Origin of the sequence: Pseudomonas sp. LS_2 (genome assembly GCF_042709235.1) — a bacterium.
Taxonomy (GTDB): domain Bacteria; phylum Pseudomonadota; class Gammaproteobacteria; order Pseudomonadales; family Pseudomonadaceae; genus Aquipseudomonas.
This window is the reverse complement of record NZ_JAVAYC010000001.1, coordinates 62,167-79,806: the sequence shown is the minus strand read 5'-3', so window position 1 is coordinate 79,806 and position 17,640 is coordinate 62,167. Positions and strand designations below refer to the sequence as shown.

At 63.7% G+C, this 17,640-nt stretch carries 11 protein-coding genes; all 11 read right to left on the bottom strand.

Annotated features, from left to right (window positions below; genetic code table 11):
- Positions 1 to 2: 2 nt before the first annotated feature.
- The 11 genes from gspF to aroB all read right to left on the bottom strand — a co-directional run bounded on the left by gspF (position 3) and on the right by aroB (position 17,574).
- On the bottom strand, positions 3 to 1,205 hold the full coding sequence (gspF, locus tag RAC97_RS00360) for a type II secretion system inner membrane protein GspF (protein WP_375099905.1): 1,203 nt from the start codon (positions 1,203 to 1,205) through the stop codon (positions 3 to 5).
- Positions 1,206 to 1,210: 5 nt separating this feature from the next.
- The gene (gspE, locus tag RAC97_RS00355) at positions 1,211 to 2,677 is read right to left on the bottom strand and encodes a type II secretion system ATPase GspE (protein WP_375099906.1); all 1,467 of its coding nucleotides are present in this window, start codon (positions 2,675 to 2,677) and stop codon (positions 1,211 to 1,213) included.
- Positions 2,674 to 4,509, bottom strand: a complete 1,836-nt coding sequence (gspD, locus tag RAC97_RS00350) for a type II secretion system secretin GspD (RefSeq protein ID WP_375099907.1) — start codon at positions 4,507 to 4,509, stop codon at positions 2,674 to 2,676. Before gspD ends, gspE begins: the two co-directional genes overlap by 4 nt.
- Entirely contained in the window at positions 4,506 to 5,012 is a 507-nt protein-coding gene (locus RAC97_RS00345; protein WP_375099908.1) for a hypothetical protein, read from the bottom strand. Before RAC97_RS00345 ends, gspD begins: the two co-directional genes overlap by 4 nt.
- The gene (locus tag RAC97_RS00340) at positions 5,009 to 5,518 is read right to left on the bottom strand and encodes a cytochrome b (protein WP_375099909.1); all 510 of its coding nucleotides are present in this window, start codon (positions 5,516 to 5,518) and stop codon (positions 5,009 to 5,011) included. The genes RAC97_RS00345 and RAC97_RS00340 overlap by 4 nt, the downstream gene beginning before the upstream one ends.
- Positions 5,519 to 5,568: 50 nt before the next feature.
- Complete coding sequence (gene gbpA / locus RAC97_RS00335) at positions 5,569 to 7,002, bottom strand: N-acetylglucosamine-binding protein GbpA (RefSeq protein ID WP_375099910.1); 1,434 nt, start codon at positions 7,000 to 7,002, stop codon at positions 5,569 to 5,571.
- A gap of 203 nt (positions 7,003 to 7,205) precedes the next feature.
- Positions 7,206 to 8,270, bottom strand: a complete 1,065-nt coding sequence (hemE, locus tag RAC97_RS00330; protein ID WP_375099912.1) for a uroporphyrinogen decarboxylase — start codon at positions 8,268 to 8,270, stop codon at positions 7,206 to 7,208.
- Positions 8,271 to 8,506: 236 nt separating this feature from the next.
- A complete protein-coding gene (locus RAC97_RS00325) occupies positions 8,507 to 9,925 on the bottom strand; it encodes an FAD-dependent oxidoreductase (protein WP_375099913.1) in 1,419 nt (472 codons plus the stop codon).
- A gap of 106 nt (positions 9,926 to 10,031) precedes the next feature.
- Positions 10,032 to 14,477: a glutamate synthase large subunit gene (gene gltB, locus RAC97_RS00320; RefSeq protein WP_375099914.1), complete on the bottom strand. Its 4,446-nt coding sequence runs from the start codon at positions 14,475 to 14,477 to the stop codon at positions 10,032 to 10,034.
- 373 nt (positions 14,478 to 14,850) lie between these two features.
- Complete coding sequence (locus RAC97_RS00315; RefSeq protein WP_375099915.1) at positions 14,851 to 16,461, bottom strand: AAA family ATPase; 1,611 nt, start codon at positions 16,459 to 16,461, stop codon at positions 14,851 to 14,853.
- Positions 16,462 to 16,476: 15 nt separating this feature from the next.
- Positions 16,477 to 17,574 (bottom strand): 3-dehydroquinate synthase, encoded by a 1,098-nt coding sequence (aroB, locus tag RAC97_RS00310; protein ID WP_375099916.1) that lies wholly within the window; start codon positions 17,572 to 17,574, stop codon positions 16,477 to 16,479.
- Positions 17,575 to 17,640 lie beyond the last annotated feature (66 nt).

Here is a 17,640-nt window from a genome sequence, read left to right as displayed (position 1 = left end):
GTTCAGGAGACCAATTGGTTGAGGTTGAGGATCGGCAGCAGAATGGCCAGCACGATGAACAGCACGATGCCGCCCATGACCAGCAGCATCAGCGGCTCGCACAGGCTCACCAGTAGCGAGATACGCGAAGCCAGGTGCTTCTCCTGGAGATCCGCGGCACGCTCGAGCATGGCGTCGAGCTCGCCGGCCCGTTCGCCACTGGCGATCATGTGCAGGGTCAACGGCGGCAATGCCGCGCAACGTGTCAGGCTGGAGGCCAGGCTGCTACCTTCGGCCACCTCCTGGGCGGCGCTGACAAGACGCTCGCGCAGGACCAGGTTGCTGGTGACCGCCGCGCCGATGCGCATGGCCTCGACCAGGGCTACGCCGCTGCGTCCGAGGGTGGCCAGCGTGGCGACGAATCGCGCGGCATCGCCGGCACGGATGAAATCGCTCCACATTGGCAAGCGCAGGGCCAGCGCATCCCAGCGCGCACGCCGGGCGGGCTGCCGAAGTGCCCAGCGGGCCGCCGTCACACCGCTCAGCAGCGCGATGAGGGTGAGCAAGCCGAAGCGCCCGGTGAACTCGCTGAGGCCGATCAACAGCTGCGTGGCGAAGGGCAACTGTGCCTGGTCTCGGGCAAAAGCCTGGACGACATCAGGCACCACGTACCCCAGCAGGAACCCCACCACCAGCAAAGACACCAGCATCAGGATCACCGGGTAGACCATCGCCAGCTGGATTTTCTGACGCAGCGCCTGCTGGCGCTCGCCGTGCTCGGCCAGGCGCTCGAACACATCCGGCAGGTAGCCCGAGCGCTCGGCGGCCGCCACCGTGGCTCGGTAAACCACGGGGAAGGCGTGCGGGAACTGGCCCAAGGCGTCGGCAAGGGTGTGCCCCTGGGTCACCTGCTCGTTCACCGCGCGCATCAATTGGCTGACTTCACGGTGTTCGCTCTGCGAGGCGACCGCCTGCAAAGCGTCGCTCAACGGCATGCTGGCGTGCAGCAAGGTTGCCAACTGGCGGGTGACGATGGCCAGCTGCGTTGGCCCTAGGCGCTTGCCGGGCATCCAGGCGCTCGGCCACTGCATGCGCACCGGGCGCATCGACAGCACGTGCAAGCCACGTTCACGCAGTTGCTGGCGAGCCTGCCGGGCGCTGGCGGCTTCCAGCGTGCCGCGCTGGCGTGCACCTTGGGTGTCCTGGGCGTAGTACTTGAACCGCATGCCGCTCATTCCTGCCCCGCTACCCGCAGCAGTTCCTCGACGCTGGTCTGCCCCTGGCAGACGCGCTGCACGCCGTGTTCGAACAGGCTGGGCGTGGAGTGGCGAACCAGATCGAGCATCTGTGCTTGCGAAGCACGCCCATGAATGGCCTCGGCCAGTTGCGGCGTCACCAGCACCAGCTCATGCAGCGCCAAACGCCCGCTATAGCCGTGCTGGCAGTGCTCGCAACCCTGCGCACGGTAGACCTGTGCGGGCAGCTCATGGGGCTGGCCGAGCAAACCAGCGATAACGGCGTCCACCTCGACGGCAACCTTGCAGTGCGGGCACAGCCGGCGCACCAGACGCTGGGCCATCACCCCCGACAGCGACGAGGCCAGCAGGCAGGTGTCCACGCCCATGTCGGCCAACCGGGTGATGGCGCCCAAGGCGCTGTTGGTGTGCAAGGTAGACAGCACCAAATGCCCGGTCAGCGAAGCCTGCACGGCGATCTCGGCGGTTTCCCGGTCGCGGATCTCGCCCACCATCACCACGTCCGGGTCTTGTCGCAGGATTGCCCGCAAGCCGCGGGCGAAGGTCATGTCGACCTTGCCATTGACCTGGGTCTGGCCGATGCCGGGCAGGTGGTATTCGATGGGGTCTTCGACGGTGAGGATGTTGCGCGTGACCTGGTTGAGCACCGACAACGCGGTGTAGAGCGTGGTGGTCTTGCCCGAGCCGGTGGGGCCGGTGACCAGGAAGATGCCATGGGGTTTTTCCAGCAGTTGCAGAAAGCTCGCCCGGGTGCGCGGCTGCATCTGCATGTGCTCCACATCCAGGCGCACCGCCTGTTTGTCCAGCAGGCGCAGCACCACCCGCTCGTCATGGGCTGCGGGCAGGGTCGAGACACGCACGTCCACCTCGTGCCCAGCCAGGCGCAGGCTGATGCGGCCATCCTGGGGGATGCGCTTCTGCGCGATATCCAACCGCGCCATGACCTTTATCCGTGACACCAGCAAGGCCGACAGTGCACGGGGCGGAGACAACACCTCGCGCATCACGCCATCGATGCGCATGCGCACGCGCAACTGTTGTTCGAAGGTTTCCAGGTGGATATCCGAGGCCCGCGACCTGACTGCCTCGCTGAGCAGTGCGTTGAGCAGGCGGATGATCGGCGCGTCGTCCTGTTGGTCGAGCAGGTCGCTGGTTTGCGGCAGTTCCTCGGCCAGGCGGCTGAGATCCAGTTGCTGGTCGATACCTTGTACCACCGTTTGCGCAGCGTCCTGAGTGTGGCCGTAGCAGGTGGCCAGGCGCTCGGCGAACCCGTCTGCATCCACATAGCGCAATGGCCAGGACGCGCCGACCAGGCGGCATACCTCGGACAGCGACGCCAGCGAGGCGTCTTCGCGCATCAACAATGCAGGGCGCGCGGCCTGGTGGTCGAACAACACGCCATGACGCCTGGCGAATGCGAATGGCAAGCTCGGTTCGGTCATGGACGCTCGGCCTCGGGGGCGGGGGCGTCGAACAGTTGGCGTACGTCCTCTGGCAGCATGGGCGCACCGGGCGCGCGAACATCCTGGTAGGCGCGCTGCCCGGCCTCGGCTACCTGCTGCTGGCTGCGCAGGATGGTCGGGCGCAGGAACACCATCAGGTTGGTTTTTTCCTCGATGTCCTGCTGCCAGCGGAACAGCCCACCGATCCACGGCAAGCGCCCGAGCAACGGCACGCCGCGCTGTGCGGCCCGCACGCTGTCCTTGATCAACCCACCGAGCACGATGATTTCACCGTCAGCGGCGAGAATGGTGCTTTTAAGCGTGCGCTTGTTGGTGATCAGGTCGCTTTCCAGGCTGCTGGGGGCCAGTTCCGAACTCTCCTGTTCGACTTCCAGGCGCAGGCTGCGGCCCTCGTTGATGTAGGGACGGATCTTCAGGCTGATGCCAATGTCCTTGCGCTCGATGGTGGTGAAGGGATTGTCCGCACCACCGCTGTTGTTGGTGTAGCTGCCGGACCTGAACGGCACGTTTTGCCCGACGAGGATCTGCGCTTCCTGGTTGTCCAGGGTCACCAGGCTGGGTGTGGAAAGCAGGTTGCTGCTGTTGTTGTTGGCCAGTGCGCTGATCAGCACGGCAAACCGATCGGAGCCGATCGCCAGCGCCGCCCCGGGCGGCAGCGTTCCCTCCCCAAGGAGCCCCGACAGGGAAACGTCGCTGTCCGGGAAGCTGATGCCGCCCTTCAGGCTGCCGGCGTCAACGCCCCATTGCAGGCCGAGGGCTTCGCTGATGTTGCCGCTGACTTCGACGATGGCCGCGTGAATCAACACCTGCGCCCGCGGTTGGTCGAGCTGCTGGATGATCTGCTCCAAGCCACTCAACACCTCTGGCTCACCCAGCAACACCAACGCGTTCTGGCTGGCATCGGCCTTCACCGCCGCCTTTTCCGGCAAGCTGCCGAAGCCTTTGCGTTCAGTGCCCGGCTTGCTCTCCAGACGACCGCCGACCTCGGCCAGCACCTCGGCCAGCTGTTCGGCATTGCTGTGCTGCAAACGCACCACGCGCCAGTTCTGCGATGCCTGTGGGGTCGGCACGTCCAGCGAGCGCAGCAGCTGCGCCAGACGCTGCCTGGATTGGACAGGGCCGAGCACCAGCACGCGGTTGCTGCGCGTGTCGGCCAGCACCCGTACGCCACTTTCCGGGCCGCCTGCCGCAGCCTCCACGACCGGCAGCAATTCGCCGGCCTGGCCGTGACGCAAAACCACGACCTCGTAGTCATGGCGTTCACCGCTGTCGAGCTGCTCGACCAGCGCCGTCAGGCGCTCCAGGTTGGCCTGCGAATCGGTCACCACCAGGGCATTGGCCGAACTCGATGGGCCGATATAGCCATTGCTCGACACCAGCGGCCGCAGCAACCCCGCCAAGTCCGCAGCCAGGCTGCCCTGCAGGCTGAAAACCCGAGTCGTGAAAGCCGCCGGGATGGCGTCCATTTGCTGGCTGGCCCAGGCCTTGGCCTCGCTGGCAGGTAGCACCAACAGGCGCTCGTCGTCGTTCACGGCGGCGAAACCATGGGCGTTGAGCACTGAGTAGAAAAGACGGCGAATACCTTCGCGGTCCAGCCGCTCGTTGGACAGCACGGTGATGCGGCCCTGCACGCGCGGGTCGAGAATGATCGGCTGGTCGAGGATCGCGCCCACCTCGCGTACCACATCGCGTACGTCGGCATCGCTCATCGCCATTTGCCAGGTGGCCTCGTCCTGTGCGTGGGCAAATACGCCGGGCACGGCTAGGAAAGCGCTGAGCGAGGCCAGCCGCAGCATTCGCCGAATAGTCATGGGGTGTTCCGTAGGTGAAGAAGTGAAGTAGTCGGTGCCGGTTGCAGGGGGGTATCTGCGCCGACCGGCCGCAGCAACGTGTCGCGTGGCCCCGCCAGCGCCAGGGTTTGCTCGCGGCCCTCGGCCCAGACCGTGATCGCGTGCGACTCGATGCGCCGTACCACGCCACCGCCTGGCAGCCGATCGCCCACGAGATAGATGGCGTCGTGGGAATCGTTGGACACCAGCGCACGCGCCTCGCCGAGGCTGGAGACGAAACTGGCTTTGAGGACGATGTCCGAGCGCGTGGAGGCCTGCGCGCCTGCGCCCTGGAAGCCAAATGCCAGTGCAAGCGCAGCAACTGGCAAGGGGCGCGGCGCATCGACGGCGGCGGGTGCGGCCGATACCGGCATGTCCGCCTGCCAGTCGGCACGCCCCTGGACTTCGCGCCACAACAACAATGACGCCACCAATACAGGTGGCGCCAGGCAGGCTACGCAGTACCACTGCCTTGCCCGGTTCAAAACCACATCCGTCGCAAAACGGCTCGCCCTGACAGTTCGTGCTTGATGACAGCTGCCACATGCAACATCACCAAGGCGGCCAGCAAGGCACAGCTGAACACATGCATGTCGAACCAGAAGTCCAGCCAGAAGTGGTCCTTCAGCAGGGGCTCCAGGGCGAAGAGCGCCAGGTCGATGTCGCGCTCCATCATCAGGATGCCCGACAACAGCACCACGGCCGTCAGGCTATACAGCCCCAGGTGGGTGAAATGCGCGGCCACGGCCTGCCAACCCTCGGCATCGGCGTCCTTGGGCAATGGCCTGACGGCACGCAGGTAGCAGCGCAGTAGGAATACCGGGACAAACACGGTACCGACTATCGAATTGACCTGCGTTATCTGCTCGAATGTGGCGGGGGCCACATCGAGTAGCGAAACGGCGAAACCGCTAACCAGCGCCCATATGATGACGACCGCTGAAAGCCAGTGAAGCAGCATCTGCTGCCAGTTGAATTTTTCGTTGATCATGGCTATGCCTACGAATGAAAGGGGCGTTCAGAAGAACGCCCCTCTGCTCATCAGAGCTTGTCCCACGCCATATCGAAGTGCGAACCTACGCCAGGTTCGTATTGAGTCGCGCTCGGACTCCACTGCTTGCAATAGCCGCTGAACGGGAACGGCTTGCACTCGAACATCTCGCCGGTTTTAGGCTGCAGCACCTTGGTACCGGCCTCGTAAGTGGCGAGTCCATCCGGGAAGACCTTGTGGTCACCGCTTTGCTCGACGAGTTTCACGGCCCGATCTTCCTGCAGAAGAACGTCGTCATCCACGTTCTTGCCGACGATCTTCAGCACGTGATCGCCTCCTACACTCACGGCCTTCAGCTCGAATGGCCTGGTGGTGTCGTTTACTCGCTCGCTCTGGAAGCCGACCTGCTTTTTGTCTGCATCGAACAGCGTGGCGGTGACTTCCAGGTCACGGTTGGTCATTACCTTGAAGCTGACGGTGGCCTCGCCATCCTTGAGCGAATAATCAGGCTTCAAGTCATGCAGGTGCATGTAGGCATCGGGTGGGCTGCCCTCGAAGCCGAACTCATAGCCGGTCACGCCGCTTTCCTGCTTGGCGAAGATGAGGTTGGCACCGCGTACTGGCGCGATATTGCCTTCGGCATCCTTCTGCCCGGCACTCACCAGCATCTGGGTATCGTTGAGCTGCTTGGCCAGCTTGTACGACCAGTTCGCTGCGGCGCCTTCTTCGACGGAGTCGATGTCGATGCTGGCGCTGAACTGCTCGGACTCGCTACCACCGATGAAAGCCCGGGCCTTGACCTTGTCGCCGACCTTCAGGTCACGGTGTGGGTTGATGCTGCTGACCTGGCGCCATTCTGGAGCAGGGCCGCCCTCGGCCTGGATGTCGACATCGATAGCTTTGTAGAACGCACTGGCCGTATCGCCGACGTCCCAGATGGCCAGGATGACGTGGTGCCCCGTACGATCACTTGGAATCGTACAGGTGTGCTTGGGGTGCGAAGGATCGTTGGCAGGCTTGTCATGGCCTTGGAAGGCGCAGAACGGGGTGCTCTCGAAGGAGGCCCGTGCCAGAGGAGCATTGGGATTCCAGTCTGGCTTGGTGACGAAGTACTCCCAACTCCGGGTTCTGTGAGGGGCGGTATAGGCCCAGCGGAATTCGTAGTCGTGGCTGTCGAGACGCACCAGGTGCCAGCGGTTGGCCGTTTGTTCATTCAACAAGGAAAACGTACCGCCACCCCCGATGAGCTGGCCATCGACCGGCCCTCTGGCCGGAAAGCCTTCACTCAACTCGCCAGCACTCTGCGGCTCATACTGGGCCTGCCCACAACCCGAGTTCAAACCCATCTGACAAGCGCGATCCCGCGAGGGCGGATCTTGAACAAAACCATGGGCACTGGCCAACTGCGGCGCCAGCGCCGCCCCGGCGATTGCGGCGTAGATGCTGCTCGCCAAGAATCTGTTTCGTAGAACTGCTTTTTTCATACAAAAACCCCAGACACACTTCAACACTCCAGTCGACCGAAACACCCAGGTGGATGACCGATACGGCCTGGCGGAAAGAGCGGAGAGGTTAGGGAAATCCCACACAGGAAAATGCAGGGATATTCTGATGATGACGCAGCATTTGCCACAGGCACTCCGAAGGCTCGACCCCGTTGCAGGTTCGAGCCTCGCGGCCAGGTTACTCAGCTGTGGTAGCGCGCAGAAAGCTCATGCACGGCATTGATGAACACACCCGCATGCGCCGGGTCGACTTCCGGGGTAATGCCATGGCCCAGGTTGAATACGTGACCACTGCCATGGCCATAGCTTTCCAGAATGCGCGCCACTTCTGCGCGGATCGCCTCGGGCTTTGCGTACAGCACGGTAGGGTCCATGTTGCCCTGTAGCGCGACCTTGGCGCCGACCCGGCGACGGGCATCGCCAATCTCGCAGGTCCAGTCCAGGCCCAGCGCATCGGCGCCAGCCTCGGCGATGCTTTCCAACCACAGGCCGCCGTTCTTGGTGAACAGGATCACCGGCACCTTGCGCCCTTCGTGCTCGCGGATCAGCCCACTGACGATCTTGCGCATGTAGGCCAGCGAGAACTCCTGGTAGGCCGCCGCCGACAGCGCGCCGCCCCAGGTGTCGAAGATCTGCACGGCCTGGGCGCCCGCCAGGATCTGGCCGTTGAGGTAGGCGGTGACCGCCTGGGCCAGCTTGTCCAGCAGCAAGTGCATGGCCTGCGGGTTGTCGTAGAGCATTGCCTTGGTCTTGCGGAAGTCCTTGGACGAACCGCCCTCGACCATGTAGGTAGCCAGCGTCCAGGGGCTGCCGGAGAAACCGATCAGCGGCACGCGCCCATTGAGTTCTCGGCGAATGGTGCTGACCGCGTCCATCACGTAGCCCAGGTCCTTCTGCGCGTCGGGAATCGGCAACGCCTCGATGTCCGCCGGGGTATCGATGACCTTCTTGAAACGCGGGCCTTCGCCGGTCTCGAAGTACAGGCCCTGGCCCATGGCATCGGGGATGGTGAGGATGTCGGAGAAGAGGATCGCGGCGTCCAGCGGGTAGCGGTCCAGCGGCTGCAGGGTCACTTCGCAGGCGAACTGCGCGTTCTTGCACAGGCTCATGAAATCACCGGCCTTGGCGCGGCTGGCGCGGTATTCCGGGAGGTAGCGCCCGGCCTGGCGCATCATCCAGACCGGGGTGACATCTACGGGCTGCTTGAGCAGTGCACGCAGGAAACGATCGTTCTTCAGGGCAGTCATGTCGGCATCCGGGGAAAATGTGCCGGGCATTTTCTCAGACAGCAACGCAAAAGGCACGGCTGAGGCCATGCGTTTTGTCTATCGACTGCCCTGGATCAAGCTCTTTTGTATACAAAACCCATCACAGGAAACGCAATCCCTTATAGGAGCCGGCTTGCCCACGAAGTGTGCGCCGCGCTCGATGGCAACGGCTCCGCCAGTGTTGGCGGGCGAGCCGCTCCTACAGGGAATGCAGGTCAGACTTCGAGATAGTCAAGGATCCCTTCGGCGGCGTTGCGCCCCTCGAAGATCGCCGTCACCACCAGGTCCGAACCGCGCACCATGTCGCCACCGGCGAACACCTTCGGGTTGCTGGTCTGGTGCTTGAACCTGGCTTTCTCTGGCGCGACCACGCGGCCTTGGCTGTCCAGCTGGATATCATGCTGCTCGAACCACGGGGCCGGGCTCGGGCGGAAGCCGAAGGCGATCACCACGGCGTCGGCAGGCAGGATTTCCTCGGAACCGGGAATTGGCTCAGGGCTGCGACGGCCACGGGCATCAGGCTCGCCAAGACGAGTCTCGACCACCTTCACGCCCTCGACCTTGTCCTCGCCGACGATGGCGATGGGCTGGCGGTTGTAGAGGAACTTAACGCCCTCTTCCTTGGCGTTCTTCACTTCCTTGCGCGAGCCCGGCATGTTGGCCTCGTCACGACGATAAGCGCAGGTCACCGACTTGGCGCCCTGGCGAATCGAGGTGCGGTTGCAGTCCATCGCGGTGTCGCCACCGCCAAGTACCACCACCTTCTTGCCCTGCATGTCGACGAAGTCTTCCGGCGACTTCTCGAAGCCCAGGTTGCGGTTGACGTTGGCGATCAGGAAATCCAGCGCGTCGTGCACGCCTGGCAGGTCCTCCCCCGGGAAACCGCCCTTCATGTAGGTGTAGGTGCCCATGCCCATGAACACTGCATCGTACTCGGCGAGCAGCTGTTCCATGGTGACGTCCTTGCCCACCTCGGTGTTCAGGCGGAACTCGATGCCCATGCCGGTGAAGACTTCGCGACGATTGCTCAGCACGGTCTTTTCCAGCTTGAATTCGGGGATGCCAAAGGTCAGCAGGCCACCAATCTCGGGGTTCTTGTCGAACACCACCGGGCTCACCCCGGCGCGCACCAGCACATCAGCACAGCCCAGGCCTGCGGGCCCTGCGCCGATGATGGCGACGCGCTTGCCGGTAGGCTTGACCTTGGACATGTCCGGGCGCCAGCCCATGGCGAAGGCGGTGTCGGTGATGTACTTCTCCACCGAGCCGATGGTCACCGCGCCGAAGCCGTCATTCAAGGTACAGGCACCCTCGCACAGGCGGTCTTGCGGGCAGACGCGGCCACACACCTCAGGCAAGGTGTTGGTCTGGTGCGACAGCTCGGCGGCGGCCAGGATGTTGCCCTCGGACACCAGCTTCAACCAGTTGGGAATGAAGTTGTGGACCGGGCACTTCCATTCGCAATACGGGTTGCCGCAACCCAGGCAGCGGTGTGCCTGTTCGACGGATTGCTGCGGCTTGAAGGGTTCGTAGATTTCCACGAACTCCTTCTTGCGCTGGCGCAGCAGCTTTTTCTTGGGGTCTTTGCGCCCCACTTCGATGAACTGGAAGTCGTTGCTCAGACGTTCAGCCATTTTTCAAAACCTCTTTACCGCAGTTGCCGGCATCCGCCGCAAGCTGCAAGACGATCACTTGAGCCGGGCAGGCCCCGCGCACGGGGCCTGCCACTTGCAGCTGTTGTTACTGCGGGTTGGCACGGGTGCTGGACAGCAGTTGCTTGAGATTGGCCGCTTTCGGCTTGACCAGCCAGAAACGCCGCACGTAGTCGTCCAGGTTCTCGAAGAGCTCGCGCCCCCACTCACTGCCGGTTTCTTCCACGTATTCGCCCAGGACCCGCGCCAAGTGGCTGCGGTAGGCCTCCATCGCCTCGCCACTGATGCGCTGGATTTCCACCAGCTCGTGGTTGAGTTTGTCGAAGAAGGTGTTGTCCATGTCGAGCACGTAGGCGAAGCCGCCCGTCATGCCAGAACCGAAGTTGTAACCGGTCTTGCCCAGGACGCAGACAAAGCCGCCGGTCATGTATTCACAGCAGTGATCGCCGGTGCCCTCGACCACAGCGTGGGCGCCGGAGTTGCGTACAGCGAAGCGCTCGCCCGCGGTGCCGGCGGCGAACAACTTGCCGCCAGTGGCGCCGTACAGGCAGGTGTTGCCGACGATGGCGCTGTGCTGGGTTTCGAACGGGCTACCGGCTGGCGGCACGATGGTGATCTTGCCACCGGTCATGCCCTTGCCGACGTAGTCGTTGGCGTCGCCTTCCAAGTGCAGGTTCAGGCCACCGGCGTTCCACACGCCGAAGCTCTGGCCCGCGGTGCCCTTGAAGCGGAAGGTGATCGGGTTGGCGGCCATGCCTTGGTTGCCGTGCAGGCGGGCGATCTCGCCGGACACACGTGCACCGATGGAGCGGTCGCAGTTGCAGATGTCGAGCGTGAATTCGCCACCGGCCTGGTCGCGGATCGCGGCGTTAGCCATTTCCACCATCTTCTCGGCCAGCTCGCCCTTGTCGAATGGCGGGTTCTTGTCGACTTCGCAGAACTGCGGCTTGTCCGCCGGAATGTGCGAGCTGCCCAGCAGCGGCGACAGGTCGAGGTACTGCTGACGCTCGGTATCGCCTGGCAGCACCTCGAGCAGGTCGGTGCGGCCGATCAGCTCGCCCAGGCTGCGCACGCCGAGCTTGGCCAGCCACTCGCGGGTTTCCTCGGCGACGAAGGTGAAGAAGTTGATCACCATGTCGACCGTGCCGATGTAGTGGTCCTTGCGCAACTTGTCATTCTGGGTGGCAACGCCGGTGGCGCAGTTGTTCAGGTGACAGATACGCAGGTACTTGCAGCCCAGGGCGATCATCGGCGCGGTGCCGAAGCCGAAGCTCTCGGCGCCCAGGATGGCCGCCTTGATCACGTCCAGGCCGGTCTTCAGGCCGCCGTCGGTCTGTACCCGCACCTTGCCGCGCAGGTCGTTGCCGCGCAGGGTCTGGTGGGTTTCGGCCAGTCCCAGTTCCCACGGGGCGCCGGCGTACTTGATCGAGGTCAAAGGCGATGCGCCGGTGCCGCCATCGTAGCCGGAGATGGTGATCAGGTCGGCATAGGCCTTGGCCACGCCAGCGGCGATGGTGCCTACGCCGGCTTCGGCCACCAGCTTGACCGACACCAGCGCCTGCGGGTTGACCTGCTTGAGGTCGAAGATCAGCTGCGACAGGTCTTCAATCGAGTAGATGTCGTGGTGCGGCGGCGGCGAGATCAGCGTCACGCCCGGTACCGCATAGCGCAGCTTGGCGATCAGGCCATTGACCTTGCCGCCCGGCAGCTGGCCGCCCTCACCGGGCTTGGCGCCCTGGGCGACCTTGATCTGCAGCACTTCGGCGTTGACCAGGTATTCCGGGGTCACACCGAAACGGCCGGTAGCCACCTGCTTGATCTTCGAGCTCTTGATGGTGCCGTAGCGGGCCGGGTCTTCGCCGCCCTCACCGGAGTTGGAACGCGCTCCCAGGCGGTTCATCGCCTCGGCCAGCGCTTCGTGGGCTTCTGGCGACAGTGCACCCAGGGAGATACCGGCGGAATCGAAGCGCTTGAGGATTTCCTCCAGCGGCTCGACCTGCTCCAGCGCCAGCGGCTGGTCGGCGACCTTGACCTTGAGCAGGTCGCGGATCATCGACACCGGGCGCTGGTCGACCAGCTCGGTGTATTCCTTGAACTTGGCGTAGTCGCCCTTCTGCACCGCTGCCTGCAAGGTGTTGACCACGTCGGGGTTATAGGCGTGGTACTCGCCACCGTGCACGAACTTCAGCAGGCCACCCTGCTGGATCGGCTTGCGCGCGCTCCAGGCTTCGGCTGACAGCAGCTTCTGGTCGCTTTCCAGATCTTCGAAGCGGGCGCCCTTGATACGGCTTGGCACACCCTTGAAGCTCAGGCTGGTGACTTCGTCGGACAGGCCAATGGCTTCGAACAGCTGGGCGCCGCGGTACGAGGCGATGGTGGAGATGCCCATCTTCGACAGGATCTTCAACAGGCCCTTGGAGATGCCCTTGCGGTAGTACTTGAACACCTCGTCCAGGTCGCCCAGCACCTCCCCGGTACGGATCAGGTCCGCCAGCACTTCGTAGGCAAGGTACGGGTAAACGGCCGAGGCGCCGAAGCCCAGCAGCACGGCGAAGTGGTGCGGGTCGCGGGCAGTGGCGGTTTCCACCAGGATGTTGCTGTCGCAACGCAGGCCCTGCTCGGTCAGGCGATGGTGCACCGCGCCGACGGCCAGCGAAGCATGCACCGGCAGCTTGCCCGGCGCGATGTAGCGGTCGCTCAATACCAGCTGGGTCTTGCCGCTGCGTACCGCTTCCTCGGCCTGGTCGGCGATATTGCGGATGGCCGCTTCCAGGCCGACGCCTTCTTCATAGTTGAGGTCGATCAGCTGGCGCTCGAAGCCTTGGCGGTCGAGGTTCATCAACGAGCGCCACTTGGCGGGCGAGATGACCGGCGAGCTGAGGATCACCCGCGAGGCGTGCTCGGGGGACTCCTGGAAGATGTTGCGCTCGGCGCCCAGGCAGATTTCCAGCGACATCACGATCGCTTCGCGCAGCGGGTCGATCGGTGGGTTGGTCACCTGGGCGAACTGCTGGCGGAAGAAGTCGTACGGCGAACGCACGCGCTGGGACAGCACGGCCATAGGCGTATCGTCGCCCATCGAGCCGACCGCTTCCTGGCCTTGCTCGCCGAGCGGGCGCAGCACCTGGTCACGCTCCTCGAAGGTGACCTGGAACATCTTCATGTATTGCTTGAGCTGGTCGGCGTCGTAGCTGGCCACGCCCTGGTCGTCGGTCAGCGTCGCCTGGATACGCAGGGCGTGCTGACGCAGCCAGCGCTTGTATGGGTGACGCGACTTCAGGCGGTTGTCGATGGCATCGGTGTCGAGGATCTGGCCGGTCTCGGTGTCCACGGCGAAGATCTGCCCCGGGCCGACACGGCCCTTGGCGACGACGTCTTCGGGCTGGTAGTTCCAAACGCCGATTTCCGAAGCCAGGGTGATGTAGCCATTCTTGGTGGTGACCCACCGCGCCGGGCGCAGACCATTGCGGTCGAGCAGGCACACCGCGTGGCGGCCTTCGGTCATGACGATACCGGCCGGGCCATCCCACGGCTCCATGTGCATGGAGTTGTATTCGTAGAAGGCGCGCAGGTCGGCGTCCATGGTCTCGACGTTCTGCCAGGCTGGCGGTACCAGCATGCGCACACCGCGGAACAGGTCGATGCCGCCGGTAACCATAAGCTCGAGCATGTTGTCCATGCTCGAGGAGTCCGAGCCCACGCGGTTGACCAGCGGGCCAAGCTCTTCGAGGTCGGGAATCAGGTCGTTGGCGAACTTGGTGCGACGGGCCATGGCCCAGTTGCGGTTGCCGGTGATGGTGTTGATCTCGCCGTTGTGGGCGAGGAAACGGAACGGCTGAGCCAGCGGCCATTTTGGCAGGGTATTGGTGGAGAAGCGCTGGTGGAACACGCAGATCGCGGTTTTCAGGCGCTCGTCGCTGAGGTCTGGATAGAAGGCGGTAAGATCCGCCGGCATCATCAGGCCTTTGTAGATGATGGTCTTGTGCGAGAAGCTGCAGATGTAGTGGTCGGCGTCGTGGGCGTTGGCCACCGACGAACGACGACGGGCACTGAACAGCTTGATTGCCAGTTCCTGGTCGCTCAGGCCTTCGCCACCAATGAACACCTGCTCGATCTGCGGCAGGCGCTCCAGGGCCAGGCGGCCAAGGACGCTGGTGTCGATCGGCACCTTGCGCCAGCCCACCAGGGTCAGGCCGGCAGCCAGGATCTCGCGGTCCATGTTGGCACGGGCGGCTTCGGCTTTGACCGGGTCCTGGTTGAAGAACACCATGCCGACGGCGTACTGCTTGGGCAGCTCGACAGTGAAGTGCTCTTGGGCCACGGCGCGCAGGAACTGGTCGGGCTTCTGCATGAGCAGGCCACAACCGTCACCGGTCTTGCCGTCTGCGTTGATCCCACCGCGATGGGTCATGCAGGTAAGGGCCTCGACGGCAGTTTGCAGAAGGTGGTGGCTCGGCTCGCCCGTCATGTGGGCAATCAGGCCGAAACCACAGTTATCCTTGAATTCTTCGGGATGGTACAGACCTGTTTTCATAGACACTTTCTCACCAGGTTCGCCTCTCAACCAAGGCAAATCTCTTTTTAGTACAACCACTTACCATCCACGCCAGTCGAATGCCAGCTTTTTGCGGTGGGCAATGGGAAACCATTGTTGCACAGCGACAGGGAAGCTCACAAATTTTAACGACGCATCGTTGAAAATTTATGTCGCATTTTTGAATGTTTTTGAGCCCTGGGCCGTGATGCGGCTTGGCTTCGATCTGAAGCGATTCAGACGTGACTGCTACGAAAGGCTTTTGGCCGGCAGTCTGGGACAGAAAAGCCTGCCGCGCACAAGCGCAGCAGGCTGGTCGGTATCCGGGATTCGCTCAGCAACTGGGCGGCGGGGTGGTGCCACCCGGAAGGTTTCAGCGGGCCGTGGCCAGCTCTTGTTGGACGCTGGCGACAGTACGAGGCCAAGGTTTACCAGCCTGGACCTTGGCTGGCAAGTTCTTGATTGCCGCTGCGGCCGCATCACGGTTGGCGAAACTGCCATAGGTGACCACATACAGCGGCTTGCCCTGCAGGGTTTTCTTGAAGTAGCGATAGTCGCCACCCTGCTCCTTGATGAACGACTGGGCTGAGGCTTCGGAGCTGGTACCGAGGATCTGCACCACGTAGTTCCCGGGTTTCTGGCCTGCATACCAGCTGCTGTTGCCCGCGCCACCGGCAGCGGGTTTGTCTGCTGGCTTGGCGCTGGCAACCTGGGTAGGCGCTGGTTTGGCGGGTGCAGGCGCAACCGGCTTCGCAGGCTGGGTTGCAACCGGGTTTTGCGTCGGCGCAACCGAAGGCGCAGCGGCGATCGGCTGAGCCGGCGTCGGCGCCGGGCCAGCGGTTGCACCTTGCGGTGGTGCAGTGGTGGTGACCGTTGGCGGAACAGCGGCGGATGGTGCGGACGGTTGCAGCGCGGTGTCTCCCGCAGGGCCACCCTCCTCACCATCGCCCATACCTGCCGCCTGGGCCAACGGCTCGCGCATCACGGGCTGCGACTGCCCTACCAGTGGCAATGGCATCGGCTGCGAATTGCCAGAGAACTCGATGGCTGGGCTACCGCTACCGGATTGGCCGCCCTGGCCCAGCGGCAACTGGGCCTGCGCGGCAGGTGCGTCGGTTGGCGCCTTGTCGCTTTTCTTGGGCATCAGGACTGCGGCTGCGACAGCCACCACGACGACAGCAGACAGCGCGAGCACGTGTTTCATAGGCATTTTGAACCCCATGGATGGTCGCTTCGCCGTTGTACGGCTGGCGATCATGGTTTCGATCAAGGTATCGCGGGCGACCTGGTTGATGTTTCCTGGCCAGCCGTCGGAGTTTTCATGAATGTCGACGATCTGCTCGCGGGTGAACACCTCGATGCCCCGGCCTGCGCCTTCCAGGCGCTGCTCAAGGTACTCGCGGGTCTCCTCCTCGCTATAGGGCGCGAGCTCGACGATGTGGAAGCGTTCTTCCTCGACATTGAGCTCTTCCAGCCCTGCGATCAGCGATGGCTCGCCAAACAGGAACACATGCGGGCGACCTTCCGGCACGCCCCCGGCCAGCTCCAGCAACGCTTGGAGTGCCGACTCGTCGAGTTGTTCCGCGTCGTCCACCAATAGATAGACTTCCTGCCCGGTCAGCGCCAGCTGCACCACCTGGGACAGGATCGCCTGTACTTCGACCTGGGCCACGTTCAGCGCCTGGGCAACCTGGCCCAGCACGCTGGCGGCGTCGGTTGCAGTGCGCGCGGAAACCACCACGCTCTGCACCGACTGTTTATTGGTGCTGGCCACAAGGGCCTGGCGCAGCAAGGTCTTGCCGCTGCCCACGGGTCCTGTGACCACCAGCATCAGCTGGCTATAGCGGGCCAGGTGATGCAGTTGACCGAGCACTGGCTTGCGCTGGGCCGGGAAGAACTTGAAGCCGGGCACACGTGGCGCAAACGGATCGTGGCTCAACTGGTAGTGGTCGAGAAACGCCTCATCGGCATGCAAACTGGTCATTGCGCTGTCACAACCTCAAAGCTGCGCCACGATAGCGCGGTAGTCCGCTGCCAAGGTGGCCTGAAGAATCTCTTTCGGATAGTCGTCGGTTACCACGGCCTCGCCCATCTGGCGCAACAGCACCAGGCGCAAGCGTCCGTCGAGTACCTTCTTGTCGACCGCCATATGCTCCATGAAATGCGCCGGGGTCATTTCCTGTGGTGGCACCACCGGCAAGCCTGCATCCTGCAACAGGCGAATTCCGCGATCACGCGCCGACTGGTCGATCCAGCCCAGGCGCATGGACATTTCCAGGGCCATTACGGTCCCGGCAGAGACGGCCTCGCCATGCAGCCACACCCCGTAGCCCATATGGGTCTCGATCGCGTGGCCGAAGGTGTGGCCAAGGTTCAGGGTGGCACGTACGCCGGACTCGCGCTCATCGGCACCGACCACTGCGGCCTTGGCAGCGCAGGAGCGGCGGATGGCCTCGGTCAGGGCGACGGGCTCAAGCTTGCGCAAGCCGGCCATGTGATCTTCCAGCCAGCCCAGGAACGGCTCATCGCAGATCAGGCCGTACTTGATGACCTCTGCAAGGCCCGCAGACAGCTCGCGGGGCGGCAGGGTGCGCAGGCTGGCGGTGTCGATCAGCACCGCGTTGGGCTGATAGAAGGCGCCCACCATGTTCTTGCCCAGCGGGTGGTTGATACCGGTCTTGCCGCCCACCGACGAGTCCACCTGGGACAGCAGGGTGGTCGGCACCTGGATGAAATCGACACCGCGCTGGTAGCAAGCGGCCGCGAAACCGGCCATGTCGCCGATCACCCCGCCGCCCAACGCCACCACGGTGGTGCGCCGGTCATGGCGGGCGCCGAGCAGGGCGTCGAAGATCAACTGTAGCGTTTCCCAGTTCTTGAAGGCTTCGCCGTCGGGAAGCACCACCGGCAATACCTTATAAGCACCCAGGGTGCGAGAGAGGCGCTCGAGGTACAGGGGGGCGACGGTTTCGTTGGAGACGATAGCGACCTGCCGCCCGGCAATGTGCGGTGCCAGCAGTTCGGGCTGGTCAAGCAAGCCCTCGCCAATGTAGATCGGGTAGCTACGTTCGCCCAGGTCGACCTTAAGTGTCTGCATGTATCCCCACAATATCTTCTGGCGCGGCCTCAGTGAGCGACCCGCGCGGTCACGTACAAGCTCGGC

What these genes read in the sequence shown, in the direction of transcription:
- gspF (WP_375099905.1), bottom strand. Translation starts at nt 1,205, where the DNA reads ATGCGGTTCAAGTACTACGCCCAGGACACCCAAGGTGCACGCCAGCGC.
- gspE (WP_375099906.1), bottom strand. Translation starts at nt 2,677, where the DNA reads ATGACCGAACCGAGCTTGCCATTCGCATTCGCCAGGCGTCATGGCGTG.
- gspD (WP_375099907.1), bottom strand. Translation starts at nt 4,509, where the DNA reads ATGACTATTCGGCGAATGCTGCGGCTGGCCTCGCTCAGCGCTTTCCTA.
- RAC97_RS00340 (WP_375099909.1), bottom strand. Translation starts at nt 5,518, where the DNA reads ATGATCAACGAAAAATTCAACTGGCAGCAGATGCTGCTTCACTGGCTT.
- gbpA (WP_375099910.1), bottom strand. Translation starts at nt 7,002, where the DNA reads ATGAAAAAAGCAGTTCTACGAAACAGATTCTTGGCGAGCAGCATCTAC.
- hemE (WP_375099912.1), bottom strand. Translation starts at nt 8,270, where the DNA reads ATGACTGCCCTGAAGAACGATCGTTTCCTGCGTGCACTGCTCAAGCAG.
- RAC97_RS00325 (WP_375099913.1), bottom strand. Translation starts at nt 9,925, where the DNA reads ATGGCTGAACGTCTGAGCAACGACTTCCAGTTCATCGAAGTGGGGCGC.
- gltB (WP_375099914.1), bottom strand. Translation starts at nt 14,477, where the DNA reads ATGAAAACAGGTCTGTACCATCCCGAAGAATTCAAGGATAACTGTGGT.
- RAC97_RS00315 (WP_375099915.1), bottom strand. Translation starts at nt 16,461, where the DNA reads ATGACCAGTTTGCATGCCGATGAGGCGTTTCTCGACCACTACCAGTTG.
- aroB (WP_375099916.1), bottom strand. Translation starts at nt 17,574, where the DNA reads ATGCAGACACTTAAGGTCGACCTGGGCGAACGTAGCTACCCGATCTAC.